Source organism: Pseudomonas sp. Z2-11 (assembly GCF_054161305.1).
In genome coordinates, this window is record NZ_CP096395.1 from 2,807,126 (window position 1) to 2,830,293 (window position 23,168).

A 23,168-nucleotide genomic window follows, 5' to 3' on the forward strand; every position below is an offset into this window, starting at 1 on the left:
GCAGGCTCGCTCCCACAGGGGACGCTGCCTTGAGCCCCAATGCCTCCTGCCCACAGGGTTTGCTTCATCAGTGCTGTTGTGGCAAGCACCGTGTGGGAGCGAGCCTGCTCGCGATTACGGCAGTACATTCAATGTCGTTCAGCCTGGCACACCGCTTTCGCGAGCAGGCTCGCTCCCACAGGGGACACCGCCCTGGGCCCAATGCTTCCTGCCCATAGGATTTGCTTCATCAGTGCTGTTGTGGCGAGGGAGCTTGCTCCCGCTGGGATGCGCAGCAGCCCCCTCGTTCACTCAGGCGGTGAAGTCGCTGGCGTGCAGCTCCTTGACGCCCACCAGTTCGAACTCGAACTCGGCGGTGGCGTCGGCATCGACGCTGCCGTAGAGGATGCCATCGACAAAACGCAGTTGGCCGGTGGCGTTGCTGGCGTCGAAGGCGTTGCTGCCGATGAAGGTAAAGGCATCGATGCTGGCGGTCAGCGGGTTGGCGTCCAGGCCGGTGAAGTCCAGTTTATCCAGCTCAGCCGTCTTGAAGCCGTTGATCACATCCCGCGCGGCGCCGACGCCCATGTCCGACAGCGCAGTAAACGCGTAGGTATCCGCGCCAGTGCCGCCGGTGAGGTTATCAGTGCCGGCGCCGCCGATCAGCCGGTCATCGCCCGAGCCGCCCACCAGTGTGTCATTGCCGGCACCGCCGTTGAGGATGTTCCCGGCACTGTTGCCCGACAGCGTATCCGCGTAGGCACTGCCGGTCAGGTTCTCGATGAACTTCAGCGTGTCGAGCCCGGAACCGACGGTGTTCTGCTGTGCGGACGTCGACAGGTTCACGGTCACCCCGGCCAGGGCCCGGTCGTAGGAGACAGTGTCGTTGCCATCGCGTCCGTCTAGGACGTTGTCGCCCACGCCGGCGAACAGCGTGTTGTTCAGTGCATTACCGATCCCGTTGGCGGCCCCGGCGCTGTCAACGTACAGATTCTCCACGTTGTTGCCCAACGTGTAGGTAGCGAGGCTGCTGTGGACGCCGTCGATGCCGCCGGACACCGGGTTGCTGCTGGTCTCGATCACGGTATCGCTGGCGTTGTCGACGTAGTAAGTGTCGTTGCCGTCGCCGCCGCTCATGCTGTCCGCTCCCACCGCGCCATTGAGCACGTTGTTGGCGGCGTTACCGGTGATGAAGTTGCGCCGTTCGTTACCGGTGCCGTCGATGTCCGACACGCCGGTCAGCACCAGGTTTTCCAGGTTGGCGCCCAGGGTCCAACTGACCGAGGCCTGTACCGTATCGATCTGCGAAGTCGAGGTGTTGGTTTCCACCACGCTGTCGAACGCGTTGTCGACGACGTAGATGTCGTTACCATCGCCGCCGGTCAACGAGTCGGCACCCAGGTCACCGTCCAGTATGTCGTTGCCGGAGCTGCCCACCAGGGTGTCGGCCTGGTCGGTGCCGGAAATCTTCCCGCCCTCGTTCTGCGCGCCGTCGAAAATGTCCTGCACACTGTTGTTGTCGTTGGGGTTGCCCTGGAAGCCAAGGTCATTGGCGATGTAGTCCGCCAGGCGCTGCCCGACGATTTCCGCTGACTCCTCATGCAGGTGCCAGACATCGTCGGGATACACCAACGGATCGACTTCATAACGCAAGGGCAGGTCGTTGTAGTCCACCGCCAGTTTCACATCGGCGCGCTCGGCGGCGATGGCTTCCTGGACGGCGCGGACGTAGCCCACACCCTCGACGATGGAAGCAATCTTTTCCTCCGAGTAACCACGGGCACGTGCGGCGTCCTGCTCGTAGTGACCGGTTTCCATCAGGTACACGTTGAAATTGCCGAGTTGGGCGTGCAGGTAATCGAAGACCTTCAGCGTCGACGCCTTGTAGGCCGCCGCAGCCGCTGCCTTGTCGGTGGAGCGGGCGATCTCCTGGGCGGCTTCCTCGCCCTGGCCCCAGATGATACCCATGGTCACGTTGTCGATGGCCTTGAGTTCGGTGAGCTGGTCGCGCAACAACGTCACGGCGCGCAGCAATGCCGGCCCGGGTTGGTTGGTGTCGGTCAGCCACCAGCACAACTTCAGCTCCTCGGCGCCGAGGGTCGACAAGCCGTTGACCGTACTGCCACCCACTGCAATGTCAATCCCGTTGCCGTCGGCGTCGCTGAACTGGCTGCGCACGTCATAGGTGGTGTACTTGTTCAGGTCATTGACCAGCATTGAGGTGCCGGACTGATCATCATCCTCGCTCATGCGCAGCAGGCGTGCGTTGGATTGGCCGAGCGTCGGCAGATAGAGGATGTCTTGCTGGGCGCGTTCGCCGAAGACGAAATCACTGGCGGTCAGGGTGTTGAGGTAGTTGCCGTTCAGGGCGATCTCGAAACGGTTGCCATCGGCATCAGCCTGGCTGGACTTGACATAGGTCTTGTCGCCGGCCGCATTCAACGTCATGTAGAGCGTGCCGTTGCTGCCGTCGCCGAGGCCGAGGAAACCCAGCCCGGAGACGTCGATCTTGTCGACGCCGACGGTGAAGTCATAAATCGTGTCCGTGGCCGTGACGCCACCGGTGTCGTAGTCCCGGTAGCTGTCGGACAGGTTGCTGTAGCGGAACGTGTCGGCGCCAGCGTCGCCATACAGCGAGTCGCGTCCGGCGCCACCGTCGATGATGTCGGCGCCGGTCCCGGCCTTGATGGTGTCGTTGCCACCCAGGCCGAGAATCAGGTCGGCGCCTGCCGTACCGTTGAGGCTTTCGGCATTGGCCGTGCCGGTGATGGTGTTGGCGGGCGCATCGGCGACCACCAGGGCAAAGCTGTCGCTGACCGATGCGCCGGACGGATCGGTGGCCTTGACCAGCACGTCGTAGTTGCCGGACGCAGTGCTGGTGGGCGTGCCGCTGAAAGTCAGCGTGCTGGCGTTGAAGCTCAGCCACGAGGGCAGGGCGCTGCCATTGGCCAGGGTCGCGGTGTAGGTCAGCACGTCCTGGTTGGCGTCGCTGAAGCTGTTGTTGGCCACCGTGTAGCTGAACGGCGTGCTTTCGCTGGCATTCTGGTCGAGTAGCGGAGTGACCACCACCGGCGCCACATTGGTCGGGGTGTTCTGGTCGGCAAAGACAAAGTGATTGGCGGTCAGGCTGCTGACGAAATTTCCCGCCAGGGAGATTTCAAAGCGGTTGCCGTTGGCATCGACCGTGAGGTCCTTCAGGTACGTGCGGTTGGTTGACGAGCTGTAACTGACTTGCAGCGTGCCGTTGAGCCCGTTGCCCAGGCCGGTGTAGCCCAGCGCCGCGACATCGATCTTGTCGGCGGCCACGTCGAAATCGAGGATCTGGTCACTGGCGCTGGTGGAACCGGTGCGGTAGCTGTCGAGCTTGGAGGTGTAGCGAAACACATCGGCGCCCGTGCCGCCGGTGAGTTTGTCCACGCCCGTGCCGCCCACCAGGATGTCGTTGCCCGCTGCGCCATTGAGGGTGTCGTTGCCCGCGCCGCCGAAAATCTGTTCGTTGGCGACGGTGCCGGTCAGCGTGTCGTTGTTTGGCGTGCCGTTGATCACCACCGAGCCGGGCACGTCCTGCACCGCCAGGGTAAAGCTGTCACTGACGGTGGCGTTGCTGCCGTCGGTCGCGGTGACCTGGATCGAGTAAGTGCCCGATGCCGTGTCGGGTGGCGTGCCGCTGAAGGTGCGCGTGGCGGCGTCGAACGTCAGCCAACTGGGCAGGGCGCTGCCATCGGCCAGCTTGGCGGTGTAGCTGAGGCTGTCATTGTCCGGATCGGTGAAACTGGTGGCCGGCACCACGTAGCTGAAGGGCGTCTTTTCACTGGCGTTCTGGTCCAGCAATGGCGTGGCCAGCACCGGTGCCTGGTTGGTCGGCGATGTTGTCGCGAAGACGAAGTTGGCGCTGGTCAGGGTGTTGAGGTGATTGCCGTCCAGTGCCACTTCGAAGCGGTTGCCGTTGGCATCGGCCTCCAGGGATTTGATGTAGGTCTTGGTGCCGGCGCTGTTGAGCACCAGGTAGACGGTATTGTTCTTGCCGTCGCCCAGGCCGGTGAAGCCCATGGCGGAGAGATCGATCTTGTCGGCAGCGATGTTGAAGTCGGTGATCAAATCGCCCAGGTTGGCGCCACCGGTGTTGTAGTTGCGGTAGCTGTCCAGCCGGTTGGCGAACACGAAGGTGTCCGCCCCGGCGCCGCCCGTGAGGGTGTCCATGCCGGCGCCACCGTCGAGCTTGTCGTCGCCCGCGCCACCGCTGAGGCTGTCGTTGCCGGCCAGGCCGAGCAAGGTATCGGCGGCGTCGCTGCCCAACAAAGAGTCGCTGCCGGTGGTGCCGGTGATGACCCGATTGAAGATGAAGTTGCTCGCCGTCAGGGTGCTCGCCAGGTTGCCCGACAGAATCAGCTCGAAGCGATTGCCGCTGGCATCGGCGTCGTAGTCCTTGATATAGGTGCGGTCGCTGCTGGCGTTGTAGCTGACTTGCAGGGTGCCGCCACGGCCATTGCCCAGGCCGGTGAAGCCGAGGCCGGCAAGATCGATCTTGTCCTGTGTCACGTCGAAGTCGGTGATGGTGTCGTCGAAGCTTGCCGTTGCATTGCGATAGCTGTCGGACTGGCTGGTGAAGCGGAATGTGTCGGCGCCCGTGCCGCCAGTGAGTTTGTCGACGCCCGCGCCGCCCACCAGGATATCGCTCCCAGCCGCGCCATTGATGGTGTCGTTGCCGGCCGCGCCGTAGAAAATTTCGCTGGCGGCGGTGCCCGTGAGGATGTCGTTGCCCGCCGTGCCTTGCACGGTGGTCATCGGCACGGTGGCGCTGACATAGCTGCCATCGCCATAGACCAGCGTGGCGCCCTTGCTGGTGTGGCTGATGGTGTTGGCGATGATCGCGTTGCGATCGGTGCCGTCTTCGTTGCGCTCGGCGACGCCGTAGGTGGACAGGTTGCTGCCGCTGATGACGTTGCCCTGGATCAGGTTGTCGCTGCCGTTGAAGTACTTGCCGGACACACCGAGGGTGTCGTCGTAGGACTGGATGATGATTTCCGGCACCGCGCCGCCCAACGAGTTGTTGTTGAGGGTGTTGTCGATGACCTCGACATGGTTGCTGCCGTAGATGCGGATCCCGGCGCTGGCGTTGTCATGGATATCGACGCCGGTGACGGTCACGTCGCTGGACAGCTTGACCAGCACGCCTTCGGCGCCGTTGCCGTAGACCTCGCCACCGGTGATGGTGATGTTGCTGGGAGAGGGAATATCTTCGCTGCCGCGCTGCACCACGATGCCGTTGCCGCCGTTGTTGTAGGCGACGTTGTTGGTCATGGTGAAATCGTGGGTGCTGGTGACGACGTTGAAACCGTGGCGGTCGTTGTCGTAGGCAATATTGTTTTCGAAGGTGCTGTCGCTGAGGAAGTCGGCGACGAAGCCATCCAGGCCGTTGCCGTGGGACACGCTGTTCTTGATGACCATGTTGACGGTCTGCTCATGCGGGTCGAAGCCGTACCCGGAGCAGTCCTTGATCTCGACGCTGTCGAGGGTGACGTTGGAGTCGTAGCCTTCCTCGCCGGGAATATAACCGTTGAACCAGCCATCCACCTTGCCGGTGGTGGCGTCGCGGTTACCGTCGATGGTGAGGTTGCTGACGCCGAAGTCGTGGGTTTCCTCGCCATAGGCCGAGCGGATGATGCCGGTGATCTTGGTGTCCGATCCGTCGGCCAGCTTGACCGTGGTGTCGCCCATGCCGTCGCCGTACAGGTAGACGTTGCTTTTGAGCATCAGGCAGCCATCGGAGGGTTCCTCGCCTCCCGAAACGATGTAGGTGCCGGTGGGCATGTACACCTGGCCACCGCCCGCGGCCGCTGCCGCATCGATCGCGCTTTGAATGGCCGCCGTGTCGTCGGTGACGCCATCTCCTTTGGCGCCAAAATCTTGTACGTTGAAAATCATGGACTTATCTCCGTATCAGGCTAAAAACCTAAGTGACTGCCAATATTCCATCGGCGACCACCGTGTTATGACCCAGCGGAGCGAAAAAGTTGTGACCGCATATCGGCGAAGTGTCAAAAAACTGATAAACGGTTGTGCGGATTGTCGATGTGTAACGTTTCATTGACGCTTTTTGGTGTGAACGATGATCCCTGTGGGAGCGAGCCTGCTTGCGAAAACGTTATTCCAGGCCCTTCGATGCAAGCGGACACACCGCTTTCGCGAGCAGGCTCGCTCCCACAGGGTGATGAGGCGCTAGCTGCGCCATGTGAAGAGTGCTTTCGTGGCGAGGGAGCTTGCTCCCGCTCGGTGGCGCAGCCGCCGCAAACCAGGCGCTGCGGTGTGCCTGGCGAAATGAAGTGATTGCCTGTGGGGCTGCTTTGCAGCCCAGCGGGAGCAAGCTCCCTCGCCACGGCTCATCGTGCGGGTTGCAAAGCTCTTTTCAGGAACGGCGCGGTGCGGCTTTCGTCACAGTCTGCAACGACCTCTGGCGCACCGCACACCACCACGTTCCCGCCCTGTGTCCCGGCTCCCGGGCCGATGTCGATGACCCAGTCGCTCTGTGCCACCGCGCGCATGTCGTGTTCCACCACAACCACCGTATGGCCTTCGTCCACCAGGCGATTCAACTGCACCAGCAGGCGATCCACGTCCTGGGGGTGCAGACCGTTGGTAGGCTCATCCAATACGTAAAGGGTCGCGCCCCGAGCCTTGCGTTGCAGCTCGGTGGCCAGCTTGATCCGCTGCGCCTCGCCGCCGGACAGCTCGGTGGCCGGTTGGCCAAGGCGCAGATAACCCAGGCCGATGTCTTGCAAGACTTGCAACGAGCGCCTGGCAGACGCTTGTTCGGCGAACACTTCAAGAGCCTGGTTCACCGTCAGTTGCAGCACTTGGGAAATGTCCAGCCCCTGCCAGGCCACGTCCAGGGTCTGCGGGTTGTAGCGGGCCCCATGACAGGTCGGGCAGGGCGCATACACGCTGGGCATGAACAACAGCTCGACGCTGACGAAGCCTTCGCCTTCACAGGTTTCACAACGACCCTTGGCGACGTTGAAGGAAAACCGTCCGGCATCGAATCCCAGCGCCTGCGCCTGTTCGGTGGCGGCGAACAGTTTGCGCACGTGGTCGAACAGCCCCGTGTAGGTGGCGAGGTTGGAGCGCGGCGTGCGGCCGATGGGTTTCTGGTCGACCTGGACCAGTCGCTTTATTGAGTCGAGCCCGGCGCTGACCCGGCCGCCACTGGTTTGCACCGGTTCGTCTTCCAGGCTCTGCTCCTCGGCTTCCGCGTTGGGGTTGGCCTGGCCCAGATGGGCACCGACCAGGTCCAGCAGGGCCTGGCTGACCAGGCTGGACTTGCCCGACCCGGAAATGCCGGTCACCGCCGTGAAGCAACCGAGTGGAAACGCTGCGCTCAGGTTGTCGAGGTTGTTGCGGGTGATGCCTTCCAGGCGCAGCCAATCCTCGGGTTCGCGGGGGATGCGCGCGGTGGCGCGGTCTTCGGCGAGCAGGTAGGCGCGGGTCCGGGACTCGGGCACTTGACCGAGGCCATCGGGCGGTCCGCTGTAGAGGACCTTGCCGCCTTGCTCACCGGCGTCCGGGCCGACGTCGATCAGCCAGTCGGCGCGACGCATGGTGTCGAGGTCGTGTTCGACCACGAATACGGAATTGCCCGCGGCCTTCAGGCGTTGCAAGGCGCCGAACAGCGCCTCGCTGTCGGCCGGGTGCAGGCCGGCGGAAGGTTCGTCCAGGACATAGATGACGCCGAATAGCTGGGAATTGAGCTGGGTGGCCAGGCGCAGGCGCTGCAATTCGCCGGAGGACAGGGTCGGCGTGCTGCGCTCCAGGGCCAGGTAGCCAAGGCCCAGGTCAATCAGCGTGACGATCCGCTCCAACAATTCGGCGGCGATGCGTTGGGCCGCCAGGCGCTTTTCCAGGGACAGGTTCGGCGTGTGGCGTGCGTCCGGTCCGCCGGCGTGCGGGTTGTCGCCGCGGGCGGCGCGTTGCTCGCGGGCCTCTCGGGTCTGGCTGTGGGTGAGCACGTCGCCCGGCTCTTCGGGTTGCTCCAGATAGTCGGGGGCCGCGACGGTCTTGAGCACTTCGGCCAGTTCCAGCAGCGCCAGGTTGGACAACTGCGCTATGTCCAGGCCCGCGAAGGTGACGGTCAATGCCTGACGCTTGAGGCGCTTGCCTTCGCACATCGGGCAGGGGCTGGCGCGCATGTATTGCGCCACGCGCTTGCGCATCTGCGCGCTTTGCGAATGCATGAAGGTGTGCAACAGATAGCGTCGGGCACCGCTGAAGGTGCCTTGATAGCTGGGTTCGAGCTTGCGCTTGAGCGCTTCGCGGGTCTGGGCTGGGGTCAGCCCTGCATATACCGGGACGGTGGGGGTTTCTTCGGTAAACAGAATCCAGTCGCGCTGCTTTTTCGGCAGGTCGCGCCAGGGAACGTCGACGTCATAACCCAGGGTCACCAGGATGTCGCGAAGGTTCTGGCCTTGCCAGGCCATGGGCCAGGCCGCCACGGCGCGTTCGCGGATGGTCAGCGACGGATCGGGCACCATGGACGCCTCGGTCACCTCATGGACCCGTCCCAGGCCGTGGCACTCCGGGCAGGCGCCCTGCGGGGTGTTGGGCGAGAAGTCCTCGGCGTACAGCATCGGCTGGTCCGCCGGGTAGCTGCCGGCGCGGGAGTAGAGCATGCGGATCAGGCTCGACAGCGTGGTGACGCTGCCCACCGAGGAACGTGCGCTGGGCGTGCCGCGTTGCTGTTGCAAGGCAACCGCCGGCGGCAGGCCCTCGATGCTGTCCACGTCCGGCACGCCCACCTGGTCGATCAAACGCCGCGCGTATGGCGCGACCGACTCGAAATAGCGGCGCTGGGCTTCGGCATAAACCGTGGAGAAGGCCAGCGATGACTTGCCGGAACCCGACACGCCGGTGAACACCACCAGGGCATCGCGGGGGATGTCCACGTCGACGTTCTTGAGGTTGTGTTCGCGGGCGCCACGCACCCGGACAAAACCGGTGCCTTCGGGCAAAGCCGCAGTTGAAGCAGGGGCGGAGCGTGGGGGCATCGGGCATTCCTTGTGTACGTCGGTGGTGCGCTTCGGGGCGTTGTGGCGTGGAGAGTGGACTGGATCACAGCGCTGACCATTATGCGACCGGGCGCGACGATTCTTGTGCAATAAAATTTACTCCGGGCGCGAGAGATGAGAGCTATTGACCGCTTTCGTGGCGAGGGAGCTTGCTCACGCTGGGCTGCGCAGCGGCCCCAAGGAGGCTTACCGCGATGAACCTGACACACCGAGAGCAGAGGTTTTGGGACTGCTTCGCAGCCCAGCGGGAGCAAGCTCCCTCGCCACGGGATTTTAGGAGGACGCAAATCGAGCGGTTGAGCCCACAGTATTCAATCGAGTTGTTTTCAGTTGCGTAATTGATCGCGCCTTACCAAGCAGGTGGGCGTTTTCCGTAGGAAATCAGGTAATCAGCCTGAATTTCTCCCTGCGTGCGCTGCAAATCAGAAACGCCCTACAACATGAAACAGTCCATCCGCACTAGCATTTCCAGCAGTTTCTGAGCCCTCTATTCCACCTCTTCATTTTCACCGGACCGGCATCAGCCGTGGATCCGGCGAGCGCGGGTTCTGCTGCCCGGGCATCTGCCTCAGGCTCAGTACCTGCGGGCCAGGATTCGTTGAACAGAGCCCCTGAAAGGAAATGTTTTGATAATGACCAGACTCACTATTGCCCAGCGAATCGTCATGGGTTTTTCCATTGCGCCGATCGCTTTGATCGCCGTGGCGTTGTACGCCTTGTACGACCTGCGGATATTGCGCGACCAGGCCGAAGTGGTCGCCCAGCGAGACTGGCCGAAAATCGCCCCGATCATGGCCATCGCCACGGGGGTGCGGGATAACGCCAGCCACATTCGCGAACTGTTGATCGACAGGAACGATCCCCTGGCCCAGACGTCCATCGACAACACGCGGCAACGCATCGACAAAGCGCTGGCAACGCTCGGGCCGTTGCTTGATCGAAGGCCCGAAGGCAAGGCGGCTTTAGCGGCCCTGAAAAAGAATGGCGAGGTTTACCAGGCCGCTTTTTCGCAAATGCAGGGCTTGATTCACCGGAACGTGCCCCATGAGGCGGTGCTGCAGCTGGAGCAATCCGTAACCCCGGCGGAGCAGGCGATGTACCAGAGCCTGGACGGGCTGATGGCGATGCAGGACCGTCTTTTTGACGAGCGTGAGCGCGGGGCCCAGACACGCTACCAGGACGCGCAACTGCATTTGCTGATGATGGTGCTGGCGTGCCTGGCCCTGGTGGCGACGGTCGCGGTGCTGGTGACCCGCAGCGTTACCCGGCCACTGGGCGGTGAGCCCGGTGATGCGGCGCGGATGCTGGGCCATATCGCCCAAGGCGACCTGACCATCGAGGTGCCCGTGGGGGCGGGCTCGGGCGACAGCATGATGAGTAACATGCACGAGATGCAGCAGAGCCTCCACTCGATGGTCCGGCAGATCGCGACCTCGGTGGATCGGGTCGCCAGTTCCTCCGAGGAGCTGAGCGCCGTGAGCAGCCAGACCAGCAGTTCCTTGCAACTGCAGGGAATCGAGATCGAACAGGCGGCGGCAGCCGTGAACCAGATGACCGCCGCGGTGGATGATGTTGCGCGCAATGCCATGAGCACCAGCGAAGCATCGCGGATTTCCGAGCAGACTGCCCTGGATGGTCGTGAGCAGGTCCAGGAGACGGTAGCGTCCATTTCCGTGCTGGCCGACGGCGTGAGCGAAGCCGCGGAGCGTATTCAGCAACTGGCCGGGCGGGTCCAGGACATCAGTTCGGTGCTTGACGTGATCCGCAGCATCGCCGAGCAGACCAACCTGCTGGCCTTGAATGCCGCCATCGAAGCGGCCCGGGCAGGCGATGCCGGCCGCGGCTTCGCGGTCGTCGCCGATGAGGTAAGGGCGCTGGCCCACCGCACCCAGGAGTCAACCCGGGAAATCGAGGAAATGATCGGCACGATCCGCCGCGAAAGCGGGGACGCGGTAACCGCGATGCAAAGCAGCAGTGAACTGGTACAGGCGACGTTGCTAGTAGCCCGGCGCTCCGGCGAAGCCTTGGACGCGATTGCCTGCTCAATCTCGCAGATCAACGAGCGCAACCTGATGATTGCCAGTGCCACCGAACAACAGGCGCTGGTGGCCCGGGAGGTGGACCGCAACCTGGTCAGCATCCGCAACCTGTCCGAGCAGGTCTTGCAGGGAGCCCAGCATACCGATACGGCGGGGCAGGACCTGGCACACATGGCAGAGTCGCTGCATCAGACGGTGGCGCGGTTCAAGGTGTAACTAACGGTTATCTGTCCCCTCTGGATGCCATGAGCCCCGCGATCCCCTGTGGGAGCGAGCCCCGTGGCGAGGGAGCTTGCTCCCGCTGGGCTGCGCAGCAGCCCCAAAAATCTTGCGGTCGCTGCGCAACCGAGCGGGAGCAAGCTCCCTCGCCACGGGGGGGCGTGCAGTTTTAGAGCTTCGGCAACTGCCCGATCCGACCCATCATTTCGGTCACGACCTGCAGGTCCAGCAGGAACTGCTCAACGGTCTTGAACTCGTTATCGTTGTGCCCGGTGTACTTGACGTCGGGCATGGCCAGGCCGAACTGCACGCCGTTGGGCAGATCATGAACCGAGGTGGCGCCGGCAGACGTGCCGAACTTGTGTTCCATGCCGAGATTTTCGGTGGCAACGGCGAGCAGCGCCTTGACCCATTCACCTTCGGGATTGCGGTACATCGGCTCATCGATGGAGTTTTCGAAGGCCACGGCAACCTTGGATTTCTTCGCCCAGGCCGAAAGTCTGTCGTCAATTTCAGTCTTCAGCGCTTGCGTCGGCTTGCCCACGGGCACCCGCAGGTTGACCGCGAGCTTGAAGGCCTTGTCATCCATCCCGACGTAGGTCAGCGAGGCGGTCAGCGGACCCATGAACGCGTCGGAAAAACCGATGCCGAGTTTTTTTCCCAGGTAATCCAGACCCCAGTTGTCGGCAGCATAGCGCGCGGCGTCGGTGATGTGATTGTGCTTGAGTCCAACGGTGCCGTTCAGGCCATTGATGAATATCAGCATCCTGGCGACCGGGTTGACGCCTGACTCGGGCTCGGAGGAGTGTGCCGAAACGCCGGTGAAGGTCAGCTTGACTGTGTTATCGACGACCTCGCTGGCCACTTGAAAGTCGCCGCCATTGGCCTTGGCAAAGTCGGTGCCCGCCTTGACCAGGCTGGCAGCCAGCTCGGCGGGCTTGTCCGTGGTAAAGGTTGCCACCGAAGTCGACGGGATCTGGTTGGTCGCCATGCCGCCCGTCAACGCAGTGATCTCGGCACCTTGACCCTGTGCCGCCCGGCGCGGGAAATTCGCCATGACCGTGCCATAGCCTTTCTCGGCAATCACCACCGGATAGCTGCCGTCCAGCGCGAGGTTGTAGTTCGGGGTCGGGTTACGCTCGAAGTAATAAGGAATGGCGTCGCCGGTGGTTTCCTCGGTGGTATCGACCAGCAGCTTGAAGTTGCGCGCCAGTGGCAGTTTTTCTTCCTTGATGATCTTCATGGCGTAGAGCGCCACGACGATGCCGTTCTTGTCGTCTTCGGTGCCGCGGCCATACATGCGATCACCCACCAGGGTGACCTTGAAGGGATCAAGCTTGGTGCCATCCTTGAGCACCCAGTTTTCCGGCGTGACCGGCACTACATCGGCATGGGCGTGAATGCCCACCACTTCGTCACCCGAGCCTTCGAGGGATATCTCGTAGACGCGGTTGTCGATGTTGCGAAAGTTCAGGTTGAAGGACTCGGCCAGGCTCTTGATCTTGTCGGCGATCTTGAGAAATTCAGGGTTTTGATGCTGGGCAACGCCGTCCTTGCGATAGGTCGGGATTTCCACCAATTGGCGCAAGGTTTCGGTGGCGGCTTCGCCGTACTTTACCCGGGCGTAGATACCCAGCAGGCGATGAATTTCGTTCTGCTGTTCCGCCGACAGGGTCTTGTTGCCCTGGAAGGCGCTGATGGCCGGGCCGAGGTTGGCGGTTTTTGCAACTTCGCTATTGGCGACGCTTGCGAGGAACTGGCGGAAATCGTTGACCGAGCTATCAGTGAAATTTTTGACCAGGGTCGCGCTCTGTTGCGCGGAAATGTTGGCGTAGGCCGACATCGAGAAAGACGACAGGCTGGACAGGACGAGGGTGGCGATAGCGAGACGCTTGAACGGGAAGTTCATGGTGGGAGGCATTCCTTTGCAGGGAAAAAGTGACGGTATGAAACAATCACTTACAACCTAGCATCATGAATGCGCGATAGGGGAGCCCTTTGAACAGAATCTGTCGCCCGACAAAGCGAAAACGGCGCAGAAATGAAAATCCCCAGTGGGAGCGTAAAGCTGTTCACTTAAGAAAAAATGATGGACCTGTGGCGAGGGAGCTTGCTCCCGCTCGGCTGCGAAGCAGTCGTAAAGCCGGCGGGTGCGGTGTGTCTGATGCTCCGCATTTGGCAGGTTTTGGGGCCGCTTCGCGGCCCAGCGGGAGCAAGCTCCCTCGCCACGGGTTTGTGAACAGCGTTACTTGTGGGAGCGAGCCTGCTCGCGAAGAGGACAGCACAGTCAATCGAGATCCATCTGACTCAATGCGCTCCACGCGGGATCGTCTTGAGCAAGTCCTCCGGACTGATATGACCGACCACCGGCTGCGCCGTGCTGCCGGGCAACGGCAGGTCAAGGATGTGCCCCTTGATCTTGCCCACCACATGCATCTCGCAGGGTTTGCAGTCGAACTTCAGCGTCAGCACTTCATCACCATGGATCAACTGCATCGGCGCAACCTTGGTGCGTACGCCGGTGACGCCCTTGGCCTGCTTGGGGCAAAGGTTGAAGGAAAACCGCAGGCAGTGCTTGGTGATCATCACCGGGACTTCGCCGGTTTCCTCATGGGCTTCGAACGCCGCGTCGATCAGCTTGACCCCGTGGCGGTGGTAGAAGTCCCGGGCCTTCTGGTTGTAGACGTTGGCCAGGAATGACAAATGCGACTCCGGGTATACCGGCGGCGGCGTGGTCTCGGCCTTGCGTCCGCCCCGTGGGTGCGCCGCGACACGCGCTCTGGTCAGGGCTTCGATGACCTCGCGACGCAGGGCCTTGAGCTGGGAGTTGGGAATGAAATAAGCCTGGGGCGCATCCAGTTTGATCGATGTGGCGTGGTATTCGGTGGTGCCCAACTGGCCGAGCAGGTCTTGCAACTGCTCCAGGGCCTGCTCCGGTTTGTTCGCCAGGCCGAAGGGACCGTCCAGGGCGACGCTGGCGCTGATGCCTTCTTCGCTGGTGGCGGTCAACTCCAGGCGCTCCTCGCTCAGGCGAGCAACCCAGGCCAGGCCCACGCGACGCTCGGCGGAGGTCTTGAGCAGTGCTTGCTGCCAGTTGTGATCGAGGTTGCGGCTCAGCGCATGGTTGGGGCGCAACTGATACAGGCCGGCCGGCATCTCGTTGGGTTCGACGCGGTAGCGGTAGCGCTGCTTGCCGTCCTCGTCGAGGAATTCACCCTTGGGTTCGGCGATGTTGGCCCGGAAGCCAACCACTTCGCGCTTGACCAGCACGTTGAGGCCGTCACCGTTGGACAGCGGATCAAAGGTCACCACTTGCAGGTCGCGCTTGCCGACTTTTTCCACCACGCCCACCGGCACGCCGGTGAACGTCGGGGAGTCGAAGGCGCCGATGTCGATCTTGCGCTCGCTGACGAAGTAGTCAGTGCTGCCACGGTGGAAGGTCTTGTCCGGGTCCGGCACGAAGAAATGCGCGGTGCGGCCGCTGGAGGCGCGGGCGAGGTCCGGGCGGTCTTCGAGGACATCGTCGAGGCGTTGACGATAGTAGGCGGTGATGTTCTTCACATAACCCATGTCCTTGTAGCGACCTTCGATCTTGAACGAGCGCACGCCCGCTTCGACCAGGGCGCGGATGTTCGCGCTCTGGTTGTTGTCCTTCATCGACAGCAGGTGTTTTTCATAGGCGACAACCCGGCCCTGGTCATCCTTGAGGGTGTAGGGCAGGCGGCAGGCCTGGGAGCAATCGCCACGGTTGGCGCTGCGCCCGTTCTGGGCATGGGAAATGTTGCACTGGCCGGAAAACGCCACGCACAGCGCGCCGTGAATGAAGAACTCGATGGCCGCATCGGTCTCGTCGGCAATGGCGCGGATTTCCTGCAGGTTCAGCTCGCGGGCCAATACCAGCTGCGAGAAACCGGCCTGGTCGAGAAACTTTGCCCGGGCCAGGGTGCGGATGTCGGTCTGGGTGCTGGCGTGCAGCTCGATCGGCGGAATGTCCAGCTCCATGACGCCGAGGTCCTGGACGATCAGCGCATCGACGCCGGCGTCGTAGAGCTGATGGATCAACTGGCGGGCCGGCTCCAGCTCGTTGTCGTGCAGGATCGTGTTGATCGTGGTGAACACCCGGGCGTGGTAGCGATGGGCGAATTCCACCAGCCCGGCGATATCGCTCACCTCGTTGCAGGCGTTGTGACGCGCGCCGAAACTCGGGCCACCGATGTACACGGCATCGGCGCCATGCAGAATGGCCTCGCGGGCGATGGTTACGTCGCGGGCGGGGCTGAGCAATTCCAGATGATGTTTAGGCAAGGACATGTTTTTTTAGTCAGGCTGGTCACGGTCGAAGCGCGCATTGTAGCCGCCAGGCGCCGGATCGGCACCTGTGCAGGCCAGTGTTGGCTGAAATCAACGATATGCGGTCAGGCCTGGGAGGCGCCGGCGCTGCACCAGCGGTTTCGCCCGGTGTTCTTCGCCAGGTACAGGAAGGCGTCGGCGGCCTTGATCAGCATCGCAGGGCTGACGTCCTCGCTGCTCGGCTGGCAGGTGGTGATGCCGGCACTGATCGTCACGATCCCCAGCGGGTGGTCGCCGTGCTCAATGTTCAAGGCCCTGACGGATTCAAGGATTTGCTGCGCCACTTTGGCCGCACCTGCGCTGTCCGTGTTCGGTAGCAGCACGGTGAATTCTTCACCGCCGTAGCGGACGGCCAGGTCTCCCGGTCGCTTGATGGTCTGTCCGATCGCGCCGGCAATCGCCCGCAGGCAATCGTCGCCAGCGGCATGGCCGTATTTGTCGTTGTAGCGTTTGAAGTAATCGACGTCGAGCATGATCAGCGCCAGGGACGAGCCTTGGCGCTTGGCCAGGCGCAGCTCGTCGGCCAAGGCAATGTCCAGCCGCCGGCGATTGCCCAGCCCGGTCAGGCTGTCGGTCAACGCCATGTCGCGCATGGCCTGGTGGGCGCTGCGAATCTGCGTTTCCATGGTCATGCGGTAGCGCAACTGGCTCAGGACGATGAGCCCGAAGCCGACCAGAATCGCGATCAGGAATACCAGTACCAGGCCGGTCTTGAGCAGGTCACGACGCCACGGGGCAACGATCGATTCCCGCGACAGGCCGGCTTCCACCACCAGCGGGTAAGTGGTCAGGGCCCGGTAGCCATACAGGCGTTCGGTGTCGTCGACGACGGCCCTGGCTTCGGCGACGCCCTGGTTGGAAGTCGGCAGATGCTCCCGGAAGATCACGCTGTTGACGAGGCTCTTGCCGATCACCGCCGCGACGAAAGGCCGGCGGACCAGGATCGTACCGCTGCGCTTGGCCAGGACCAGCGCGCCTTTGCCGTCGATCTTGAAGTCGCCGTAGTAGTCGACGAAATAACTGACCTTGACCGTCCCGAGCATCACCCCGGCGAACGAGCCATCGGGGTTGTTCAAGCGGCGGGAGATGGGGATGATCAGGTCATTGGTGGATCGGCTCTTGACCACATCGCCAATACGTACGCCTCGATCCTCGTGGGTGCGGTGGTACTGGAAGTAGTCGCGGTCGGCGTTGTTCGCCATTTCCGGAATCACTTCCTTGTCCGTCACCAGCCATTGGCCGTCCGGGCCGTAGATGAACAGTCCGTGCAATTGCGGCATGATGGCGGCCTGCTGCACCAGCAGCCGATGAATGCGCGGGATGTCCATGTTCTGCAGGCCGTCGCCTTCCACGCGTTCGGCGAGGGCCGCGGTGACCACGTCCACTTGTCGGATGGTGTCTTCGGCGTGTTGGGCCGTCGCCCGCGCCAGGTTCGTCACCGAATCGCGGGCAGACGCAAAAGCCGCCCGATAGTCTCGCCAGGTGCGCCAGCCTTCGACCGCCAGGAAAGCCACGATCACCACGAGCATGAAACTCACGGTCAGCCGAAACGCAGCCCCGGCCCGCACAGCTTGCGTGGAAAAGGCTTGATCGGGGCTTTCAATCCTGGGCTCCGGCCGTTTGCGTCCGAGCATTGATATATCCTTCTACACGACAGGGCTTGGCGCTTTAGCGCGCAGCCTATCCTATTCGATTTCAGCACGTTAGCTAACTGCGACGAGGCAGCTACAGCTGACGACACACCGTAGGGGAGGAAGGTTCATGAAAGTGGGCGTGATTTCAGATACCCATGGCCTGCTGCGCCCCGAAGCAATGGCCGCGCTGCAAGGCTGCGAGCGGATTATTCATGCCGGTGATATCGGCAGCCCGGAGATCCTCGAGACGTTGGCCGCCATTGGCGAGCTGCACGTAGTACGGGGTAACAACGACCTTGGCGCCGATTGGGCAGGGAATATCGCCGACAGCCTGCGATTCGAAATCGGCGGGTGGCAGGTGCTGTTGGTCCACGACATTGCCGATGTGCCGGCGCTGCTCGATGCCGATGTGAGGCTGGTGATCACCGGCCATTCGCACAAACCCTTGATCGAATGGCGCGGCGAGCGGCTTTACCTCAACCCTGGCAGCGCCGGCCGGCGGCGGTTCAAGCTGCCGGTGACGCTGGCATTGCTGGAAGTAAGCGGACAGGCGATCGAGCCGCGTATCGTGCCGTTGCTCGCCTGACCGGCACGGACTACTTGAAGTACTTGTCCACGTACGCCTGGATTTCCTGGCGCATGAACCGCCCCGATTCATCCGCGCGTTCTTCCCAGCCGAACACGCACGCTGTAACGATGCCGTCGAAGCCGGTCTTGGCCAACTCGCCGAAGAACAGGTCCCAGTCGATCTCGCCCTGGTGCATGTCCATGTGCTGGTGCACGGTCACTTTCGCCCCGGGCGGGTTGACGATGTAGCGCAGCCCCGACGAAGCCTTGTGGTTGTAGGTATCAGCGATGTGGACATGGGCGATCATCGATCCGGCTTCGGCGATCATGGCTTTCATGTCGTCGCCGAAATAGAACGTGTGCGGCGTGCAATAGAGGAACTTGACGTTGTTCGAGCCGAGGGTCTTGAGCATGTCCAGGGCCGGGTGCAGCGTCTCGCACCAGTCTTCCGGATGAGGCTCGACGTTCAATGTGACCCCCTCCGATTCCAGGATCGGCACCAATTCTTCCATGGAGCGCCACCAGGCCGCTTCGCTGGACTCATGGCTGTGTACGCCGCCGCAGCAACTGACCTTGTGCCCGCGATCCGGCGACGGTCCGCGCCCGAACTCCGAGTTCATCGTCGTGCACCCCATCTCCACGGCGACCTGGATCGCTTCCTTCCAGTAGTTCACTGCGGCCCGGCGTTCGTCCTCGTGAGGGCTGGCCCAGCGGTACATCGGCAGCAGCGAGGCCAGTTGCAGATCATGGTCGCGCAAGGCTTTCTTGAATTCGGCGATGCGCTCCTTGTGGGCGCGTGGGCGGACCCACCAGGGCAGGAAGTCTTCCCGGGGCGACAGTTCAAGGTATTCGAAGCCGAGCTCGGCGGTCTTGCGGCACAGGTCCGGCAGGCTCAGGTGACGGTGCATGTAGGGATCGAGGGCGATTTTCATTGTTGTTCTCCATGAGATAAAACCGGTTGCCCGTGGCGAGGGAGCTTGCTCCCGCTGGGCTGCGCAGCGGCCCCTTTTTTTTGCGATTGCTGCGCAATCGAGCGGGAGCAAGCTCCCTCGCCACGGGGGGTTAATAGGCAACCCAGGCTGAATCCTGGTTGGCTGATTCCACGCAGCGTTCGACCCAGCGCACGCCGTCGACGCCGGCGTCGATGCCGGGGTAGCGCAGGGCCGCGAGCGCCTCGGCGTCGCCACGGTCGGCGGCATCCATGGCCAGGGCGAACCGCCGATAAAGGTTCGACCAGGCCTCGAACAACCCTTCGGGATGGCCACCGCCGATACGGTCATCCAGCAGGGCGTCTGGGTGCAGGTAGCCCATGCCGCGCTCCAGGGTTTGCACGGGTTGGCCCTGGACTTCGAAGCTGAGCTGGTTGGGGCGCTCATCCCACCATTCCAGGCTTGCCCGCGAGCCGATCACGCGAATCTTCTGGCCGTGCATGGAACCGGCATTGACCGCACTCGACCAGACCATGCCCATGGCGCCGCCTTCGTATTCCATCAAGGTGTAGGCGTTGTCTTCCAGCGGCGCGCGGCTGGCGACGAAGCTTTGCCGACTGCACATCAGGCGCTTGATCCTGAGCTCGGGCAGCATCATCTTCGCCAGGTACAGCGGATGAGTGCCGACATCCCCCAGCACATAGCTGGGCCCGGCCTGGCGCGGGTCGACGCGCCACTGGGTCGCCGGGTTCTGCGCCTCCACCGGTGCGCTGTGAAAACCGTGGGCGAACTGCATGTGCACCATGCGAATTTCACCCAGCTCCTGTGCGGCGATCAGCGCCCGGGCCTGTTCGATCAACTGGTGCCCGGCGTAGCCATAGGTGAGGCCGACGATGCGTCCTCTGGATCGCGCCAGGGTTCGCAACGCTTCGGCCTCTTCCAGGGTAAAGCACAGCGGTTTCTCGCAGACCACATGCAAACCGGCTTCAAGCGCGGCGCGGGTGATGGCGTAATGGGTGCCGTTGGGTGTGGCGATCGATACCGCCTGGATGCCATCGGGCCGTTGCGCCTCCCGTTCGAACAGGCTCAGGTAGTCGGCGTAGCAGCGCGCTGGGTCGATGCCCAACTGTTCGCCAAAGGCCCGGCCACGGTCGGGGTCGATGTCCAGCGCGGCGGCAACCAGCTCGAAGTGGCGATCGCGCAGGGCGGCCGAGCGGTGGATGTAGCCGATCTGGCTGTGCTCGCCGCCGCCGACCATGGCCCAGCGGATAGGCCGTGCAAGGGTTTTGCTGCCGTTGATCATGAGAGAAGTCCTCGTGCGGGTCAGAAGCCGATGTTGGCGAGATAGGCGCGACTGGCTGCCACGTCGTCCAGGCTGGCCGCGGCGTCGCGCGGGTCGCGTTCCTGTTCGACGGTGATGCAGCCGTGGTAACCCAGCTCTTGCACCAGGCTGTGCAACGCCGGGTAATCGATGACGCCACGCCCGATGGGGCACATCACGCCACGGGCGCAGGCGGCAAAAAAACGGATGTGTTCGTTCAGCACCTGATCGAAAACCGTCGGGTCGATATCCTTGAAGTGCAGGTAGTCCAGGCGATGGGCGTAGGTGCGCAGCGATGCAACCGGGTCCATTCCTGCGTAATAGAGATGACCGGTATCCAGGCACAGCCCGGCGGTTTCGTGGGGAATGTCATCCACCAGGCGCGCCAGTTCATCGGCAAATTCGATATGGCCGCCAGCGTGAGGATGGATGACGGCACGGATGCCGTAGCTGTGCCAGGCGATCTCGGCGATGGCGCGAATGTGCGTCATCATTTCGCTCCAGCGGGCATCGTCCAGGCGGGGCGCGCGGTCCGAGTGGCCGGCGGCGTAGTCGCGCGCGTCGTGGCCCCAATCGATGATCACCAGGTAGGGACCGGCAAAGCGCTGGCCCGCTTGCTGCTTCATCGGCGGCAATTGTTTGAGCAGCGTGCAGATGCCATGGGTCTGGCGCAGCAGTTCGGGCAGGTTGGCCGGGCTCACCAGGTCATCGAAAATCGTTCCCGCGACCACTTGCAGGTCAGTCTTGGACAAGGCTGGTTCGAGGATGCCGGCGTCCAGCGGCAGAAATCCGTAGGGCCCAAGCTCGATACCGCGATAACCGGCCTTGGCGGCCTCGTCGAGCACGCGTTGCCATGGCGGCAGAAACGGGTTGTTGACGTCGTCGACGCCCCAGCAGCAAGGCGCGGTGCAGATGTGGATCGTCATGGAGCACTCCGGCGATAGTGTTTTTATTGGCTTGGCCCTGATGCTATTGGGTTGCCGGAAGGGCGGCCATGGGGGCGTGGCATAATCTGTCAAAACCCCTCATGATGCCGGCCAGAGGTGTCAAGACATGTCAGAAAATCCACGGCGCAAACTGCGTCCCACCATGGCCGATGTCGCTCGCGAAGCCGGGGTCAGCCTGTCTACCGTCGACCGGGTGCTGAATCTGCGTGCCGATGTGCGGGCCGATACCGCCCAGCGCATCGCCACCGCCGCCGCACGACTGGGCTTCCATGCCAAGGGCGTGATCGAACAGCGTGTGCTCAACGACCGTCCCACGTTGCGTCTGGGGTTCTTGTTGCAAAAAAGCGGCGTGCCCTTTTACCAAGGGCTGGCTCACGCGCTGTCAAACGCCGCCGCGACTTGCACCCGCGCGCGGATTCGCGTGGTCATCGGTTATCTCGACGATCTCGACCCGGTCAACGTGGCGCAACGCATCCTGGCGCTGCGCGATCAGGTGGACGGCCTGGGGGTGGTGGCAGTCGACCATCCTCGGGTACGCGAGGCCGTTGGCCAACTGCGCGAGACGGGCATTGCGGTGGTTGCGCTGCTGTCGGAATTATCGAGTACCGCCGGCACCGGTTATGCCGGTCTCGATAACCGCCTCACGGGCCGTACGGCGGGCTGGTTCATCAGCCGCCTCGCCAGGCAGCCCGGGCCGGCGGTGGTCATGCTCAGCAGCCAGCGCTTCCAGTGCCAGGAGCTCTGCGAGCTGAGCTTTCGCAGCTATCTGGTGGAGCATTCCAGCGAATGGGAACTGCTAGCCTCGCGCCTGACCCTGGAAGACGATGAGTTCGCCTATGGCAACACCCTCGACTTGCTCACGGCTGAGCCCGATCTGGCGGGGCTTTATGTGGCGGGCGGTGGCATTGCCGGAGTGCTGCGGGCTTTGCGCAGCTTCCAGGCACAGCAACAGCGCCTGCCCGTCGTGGTGTGTCATGACCTCACGCCGCTCACGCGCGAAGCGTTGAAAACCGGCTTGGTCCAGGCAGTGTTGTCCCACCCGGTGGTGACGCTGGCCGAACAGGCTGTCGATGCCTTGGTCGAGGCCGCAACAACCGCGCCGGCAGGGCCGGTGACCAGGAGAGTGGTTCCGCTTCAGGTTGATGTGCAGGAAAGCGTTTAGCGAAGCGTCCTACAATTTTTATACAGTATCTGTACAAGCTGTGTATTTTGTACAATTATCGGAAACCCCTGAGAATCCGGAAATTCGTCGATGCACAGCTTTTTCGCAGCCGACAGAGGGCTGCTCGCTATCGTCAGTCTCGCCTTGGCGTTGTGCGCCAACCACGCCGCCGCGGATTGGCGGGCTGAGTTGCCCCAAGCCCGTCTGGTCGGTGAGGCGGAGTTTCGCTGGTATGGTTTTGATCTCTATCAGGCCCGGCTCTGGAGCGCCGCGCCTACGCCGAGCCTGGATACTCCTTTTGCCTTGGAACTGGTTTACCGACGCACGATCCCCCGGCACGCCCTGGTTGAAACCAGTCTCGAAGAAATCCAGCGCGTCAGCGCCACGCCCTTCGGGGCGCAGCGCCTGGACGCCTGGGCGGCGCATATGCGGCGGGCCTTTGTCGACGTCAAGCCTGGCACCCGAATCACCGGGCTGAACCTGCCTGGCAAAGGGGCACGCTTTTATGTCGATGGGCGCCTGTCTCACGAGGTCAACGATCCGCTGTTTGCCCGACATTTCTTTGCCATCTGGCTTGATCCTCGTACCCGTGAACCGGAGATGCGCCAGCGTTTGCTCGGGCTTGATCCAACCCGCAACAAGAGCAGTACGCCATGACTCTCAAGGAGTTGGTCGAGCTGGCTGTTGAGGGACGGGTCGTCGGGCTGGAACTGCTGTCCCTGGAGGGCGGGATCTATCTGCTGCGAGCGCGGCTGGACCGAGAAACACGCACATTGCTCGATGAGTCAGGGCGTACATTACGTGTGCGCTCCACGACCCATTTGCGCGAGCTGCTGCGTGACGTTCCGCGCTTGCCTTGCATGCTGGTGCAGCAGGTCGTCCACGATGAAATGTGCGGCCAGCGTGAAGAGCCGATCACGCCGTTACGGTTGCCGATTTTCCTCGATGAGCCTTGGTAAGAA

The 23,168-nt window shown here is 62.8% G+C and carries 13 protein-coding genes and 1 pseudogene; 6 read left to right on the plus strand and 8 right to left on the minus strand.

Annotated features, from left to right (window positions below; genetic code table 11):
- Positions 1-291: 291 nt before the first annotated feature.
- Together M1E16_RS12510 and M1E16_RS12515 are read right to left on the minus strand one after the other, a co-directional pair.
- Complete coding sequence (locus M1E16_RS12510; RefSeq protein ID WP_458130102.1) at positions 292-5,904, minus strand: putative Ig domain-containing protein; 5,613 nt, start codon at positions 5,902-5,904, stop codon at positions 292-294.
- Positions 5,905-6,359: 455 nt separating this feature from the next.
- On the minus strand, positions 6,360-9,017 hold the full coding sequence (locus tag M1E16_RS12515; protein ID WP_458130103.1) for an excinuclease ABC subunit A: 2,658 nt from the start codon (positions 9,015-9,017) through the stop codon (positions 6,360-6,362).
- 686 nt (positions 9,018-9,703) lie between these two features.
- Here M1E16_RS12515 and M1E16_RS12520 point away from each other — a divergent pair.
- Together M1E16_RS12520 and M1E16_RS12525 are read left to right on the plus strand one after the other, a co-directional pair.
- Positions 9,704-10,117, plus strand: a pseudogene (locus M1E16_RS12520) (MCP four helix bundle domain-containing protein); the annotation flags it as partial.
- 45 nt (positions 10,118-10,162) lie between these two features.
- A complete protein-coding gene (locus tag M1E16_RS12525) occupies positions 10,163-11,293 on the plus strand; it encodes a methyl-accepting chemotaxis protein (protein ID WP_458130323.1) in 1,131 nt (376 codons plus the stop codon).
- Between the two features lie 172 nt (positions 11,294-11,465).
- Here the strand turns inward: M1E16_RS12525 and M1E16_RS12530 are convergent, their stop codons facing one another.
- The 3 genes from M1E16_RS12530 to M1E16_RS12540 form a co-directional block, all read right to left on the minus strand.
- Positions 11,466-13,205: a dipeptidase gene (locus M1E16_RS12530; RefSeq protein ID WP_458130104.1), complete on the minus strand. Its 1,740-nt coding sequence runs from the start codon at positions 13,203-13,205 to the stop codon at positions 11,466-11,468.
- 398 nt (positions 13,206-13,603) lie between these two features.
- The gene (locus tag M1E16_RS12535; RefSeq protein WP_434697849.1) at positions 13,604-15,607 is read right to left on the minus strand and encodes a peptidase U32 family protein; all 2,004 of its coding nucleotides are present in this window, start codon (positions 15,605-15,607) and stop codon (positions 13,604-13,606) included.
- A gap of 104 nt (positions 15,608-15,711) precedes the next feature.
- Positions 15,712-17,280 carry a sensor domain-containing diguanylate cyclase gene (locus M1E16_RS12540; RefSeq protein ID WP_458130105.1) on the minus strand — a complete coding sequence of 523 codons (1,569 nt, stop codon included), beginning with the start codon at positions 17,278-17,280 and terminating at the stop codon, positions 15,712-15,714.
- A gap of 127 nt (positions 17,281-17,407) precedes the next feature.
- Here M1E16_RS12540 and M1E16_RS12545 point away from each other — a divergent pair, with 127 nt between their 5' ends.
- Complete coding sequence (locus tag M1E16_RS12545; RefSeq protein WP_458130106.1) at positions 17,408-17,866, plus strand: metallophosphoesterase family protein; 459 nt, start codon at positions 17,408-17,410, stop codon at positions 17,864-17,866.
- 10 nt (positions 17,867-17,876) lie between these two features.
- Here M1E16_RS12545 and M1E16_RS12550 read toward each other — a convergent pair whose 3' ends face one another.
- From M1E16_RS12550 to M1E16_RS12560, 3 genes are all read right to left on the minus strand, one after another.
- A complete protein-coding gene (locus M1E16_RS12550) occupies positions 17,877-18,779 on the minus strand; it encodes a sugar phosphate isomerase/epimerase family protein (protein WP_458130107.1) in 903 nt (300 codons plus the stop codon).
- A 130-nt stretch (positions 18,780-18,909) separates the two neighbouring features.
- The gene (locus tag M1E16_RS12555; protein WP_458130108.1) at positions 18,910-20,079 is read right to left on the minus strand and encodes a Gfo/Idh/MocA family protein; all 1,170 of its coding nucleotides are present in this window, start codon (positions 20,077-20,079) and stop codon (positions 18,910-18,912) included.
- 20 nt (positions 20,080-20,099) lie between these two features.
- Positions 20,100-21,023, minus strand: a complete 924-nt coding sequence (locus M1E16_RS12560; RefSeq protein WP_458130109.1) for a TIM barrel protein — start codon at positions 21,021-21,023, stop codon at positions 20,100-20,102.
- Positions 21,024-21,150: 127 nt separating this feature from the next.
- On the opposite strand from M1E16_RS12560, the gene M1E16_RS12565 reads away from it, so the two are divergent.
- From M1E16_RS12565 to M1E16_RS12575, 3 genes are all read left to right on the plus strand, one after another.
- On the plus strand, positions 21,151-22,206 hold the full coding sequence (locus M1E16_RS12565; RefSeq protein ID WP_458130110.1) for a LacI family DNA-binding transcriptional regulator: 1,056 nt from the start codon (positions 21,151-21,153) through the stop codon (positions 22,204-22,206).
- Positions 22,207-22,296: 90 nt separating this feature from the next.
- Positions 22,297-22,863, plus strand: coding sequence for a chalcone isomerase family protein (locus tag M1E16_RS12570; RefSeq protein ID WP_458130111.1), 567 nt, complete (start codon positions 22,297-22,299; stop codon positions 22,861-22,863).
- On the plus strand, positions 22,860-23,165 hold the full coding sequence (locus M1E16_RS12575; RefSeq protein ID WP_434651806.1) for a DUF6482 family protein: 306 nt from the start codon (positions 22,860-22,862) through the stop codon (positions 23,163-23,165). Before M1E16_RS12570 ends, M1E16_RS12575 begins: the two co-directional genes overlap by 4 nt.
- Positions 23,166-23,168 lie beyond the last annotated feature (3 nt).

Coding starts and splice junctions, on each gene's coding strand:
- M1E16_RS12510 (WP_458130102.1), bottom strand. CDS start 5,904: ATGATTTTCAACGTACAAGATTTTGGCGCCAAAGGAGATGGCGTCACC.
- M1E16_RS12515 (WP_458130103.1), bottom strand. CDS start 9,017: ATGCCCCCACGCTCCGCCCCTGCTTCAACTGCGGCTTTGCCCGAAGGC.
- M1E16_RS12525 (WP_458130323.1), top strand. CDS start 10,163: ATGCAGGACCGTCTTTTTGACGAGCGTGAGCGCGGGGCCCAGACACGC.
- M1E16_RS12530 (WP_458130104.1), bottom strand. CDS start 13,205: ATGAACTTCCCGTTCAAGCGTCTCGCTATCGCCACCCTCGTCCTGTCC.
- M1E16_RS12535 (WP_434697849.1), bottom strand. CDS start 15,607: ATGTCCTTGCCTAAACATCATCTGGAATTGCTCAGCCCCGCCCGCGAC.
- M1E16_RS12540 (WP_458130105.1), bottom strand. CDS start 17,280: ATGCTCGGACGCAAACGGCCGGAGCCCAGGATTGAAAGCCCCGATCAA.
- M1E16_RS12545 (WP_458130106.1), top strand. CDS start 17,408: ATGAAAGTGGGCGTGATTTCAGATACCCATGGCCTGCTGCGCCCCGAA.
- M1E16_RS12550 (WP_458130107.1), bottom strand. CDS start 18,779: ATGAAAATCGCCCTCGATCCCTACATGCACCGTCACCTGAGCCTGCCG.
- M1E16_RS12555 (WP_458130108.1), bottom strand. CDS start 20,079: ATGATCAACGGCAGCAAAACCCTTGCACGGCCTATCCGCTGGGCCATG.
- M1E16_RS12560 (WP_458130109.1), bottom strand. CDS start 21,023: ATGACGATCCACATCTGCACCGCGCCTTGCTGCTGGGGCGTCGACGAC.
- M1E16_RS12565 (WP_458130110.1), top strand. CDS start 21,151: ATGTCAGAAAATCCACGGCGCAAACTGCGTCCCACCATGGCCGATGTC.
- M1E16_RS12570 (WP_458130111.1), top strand. CDS start 22,297: ATGCACAGCTTTTTCGCAGCCGACAGAGGGCTGCTCGCTATCGTCAGT.
- M1E16_RS12575 (WP_434651806.1), top strand. CDS start 22,860: ATGACTCTCAAGGAGTTGGTCGAGCTGGCTGTTGAGGGACGGGTCGTC.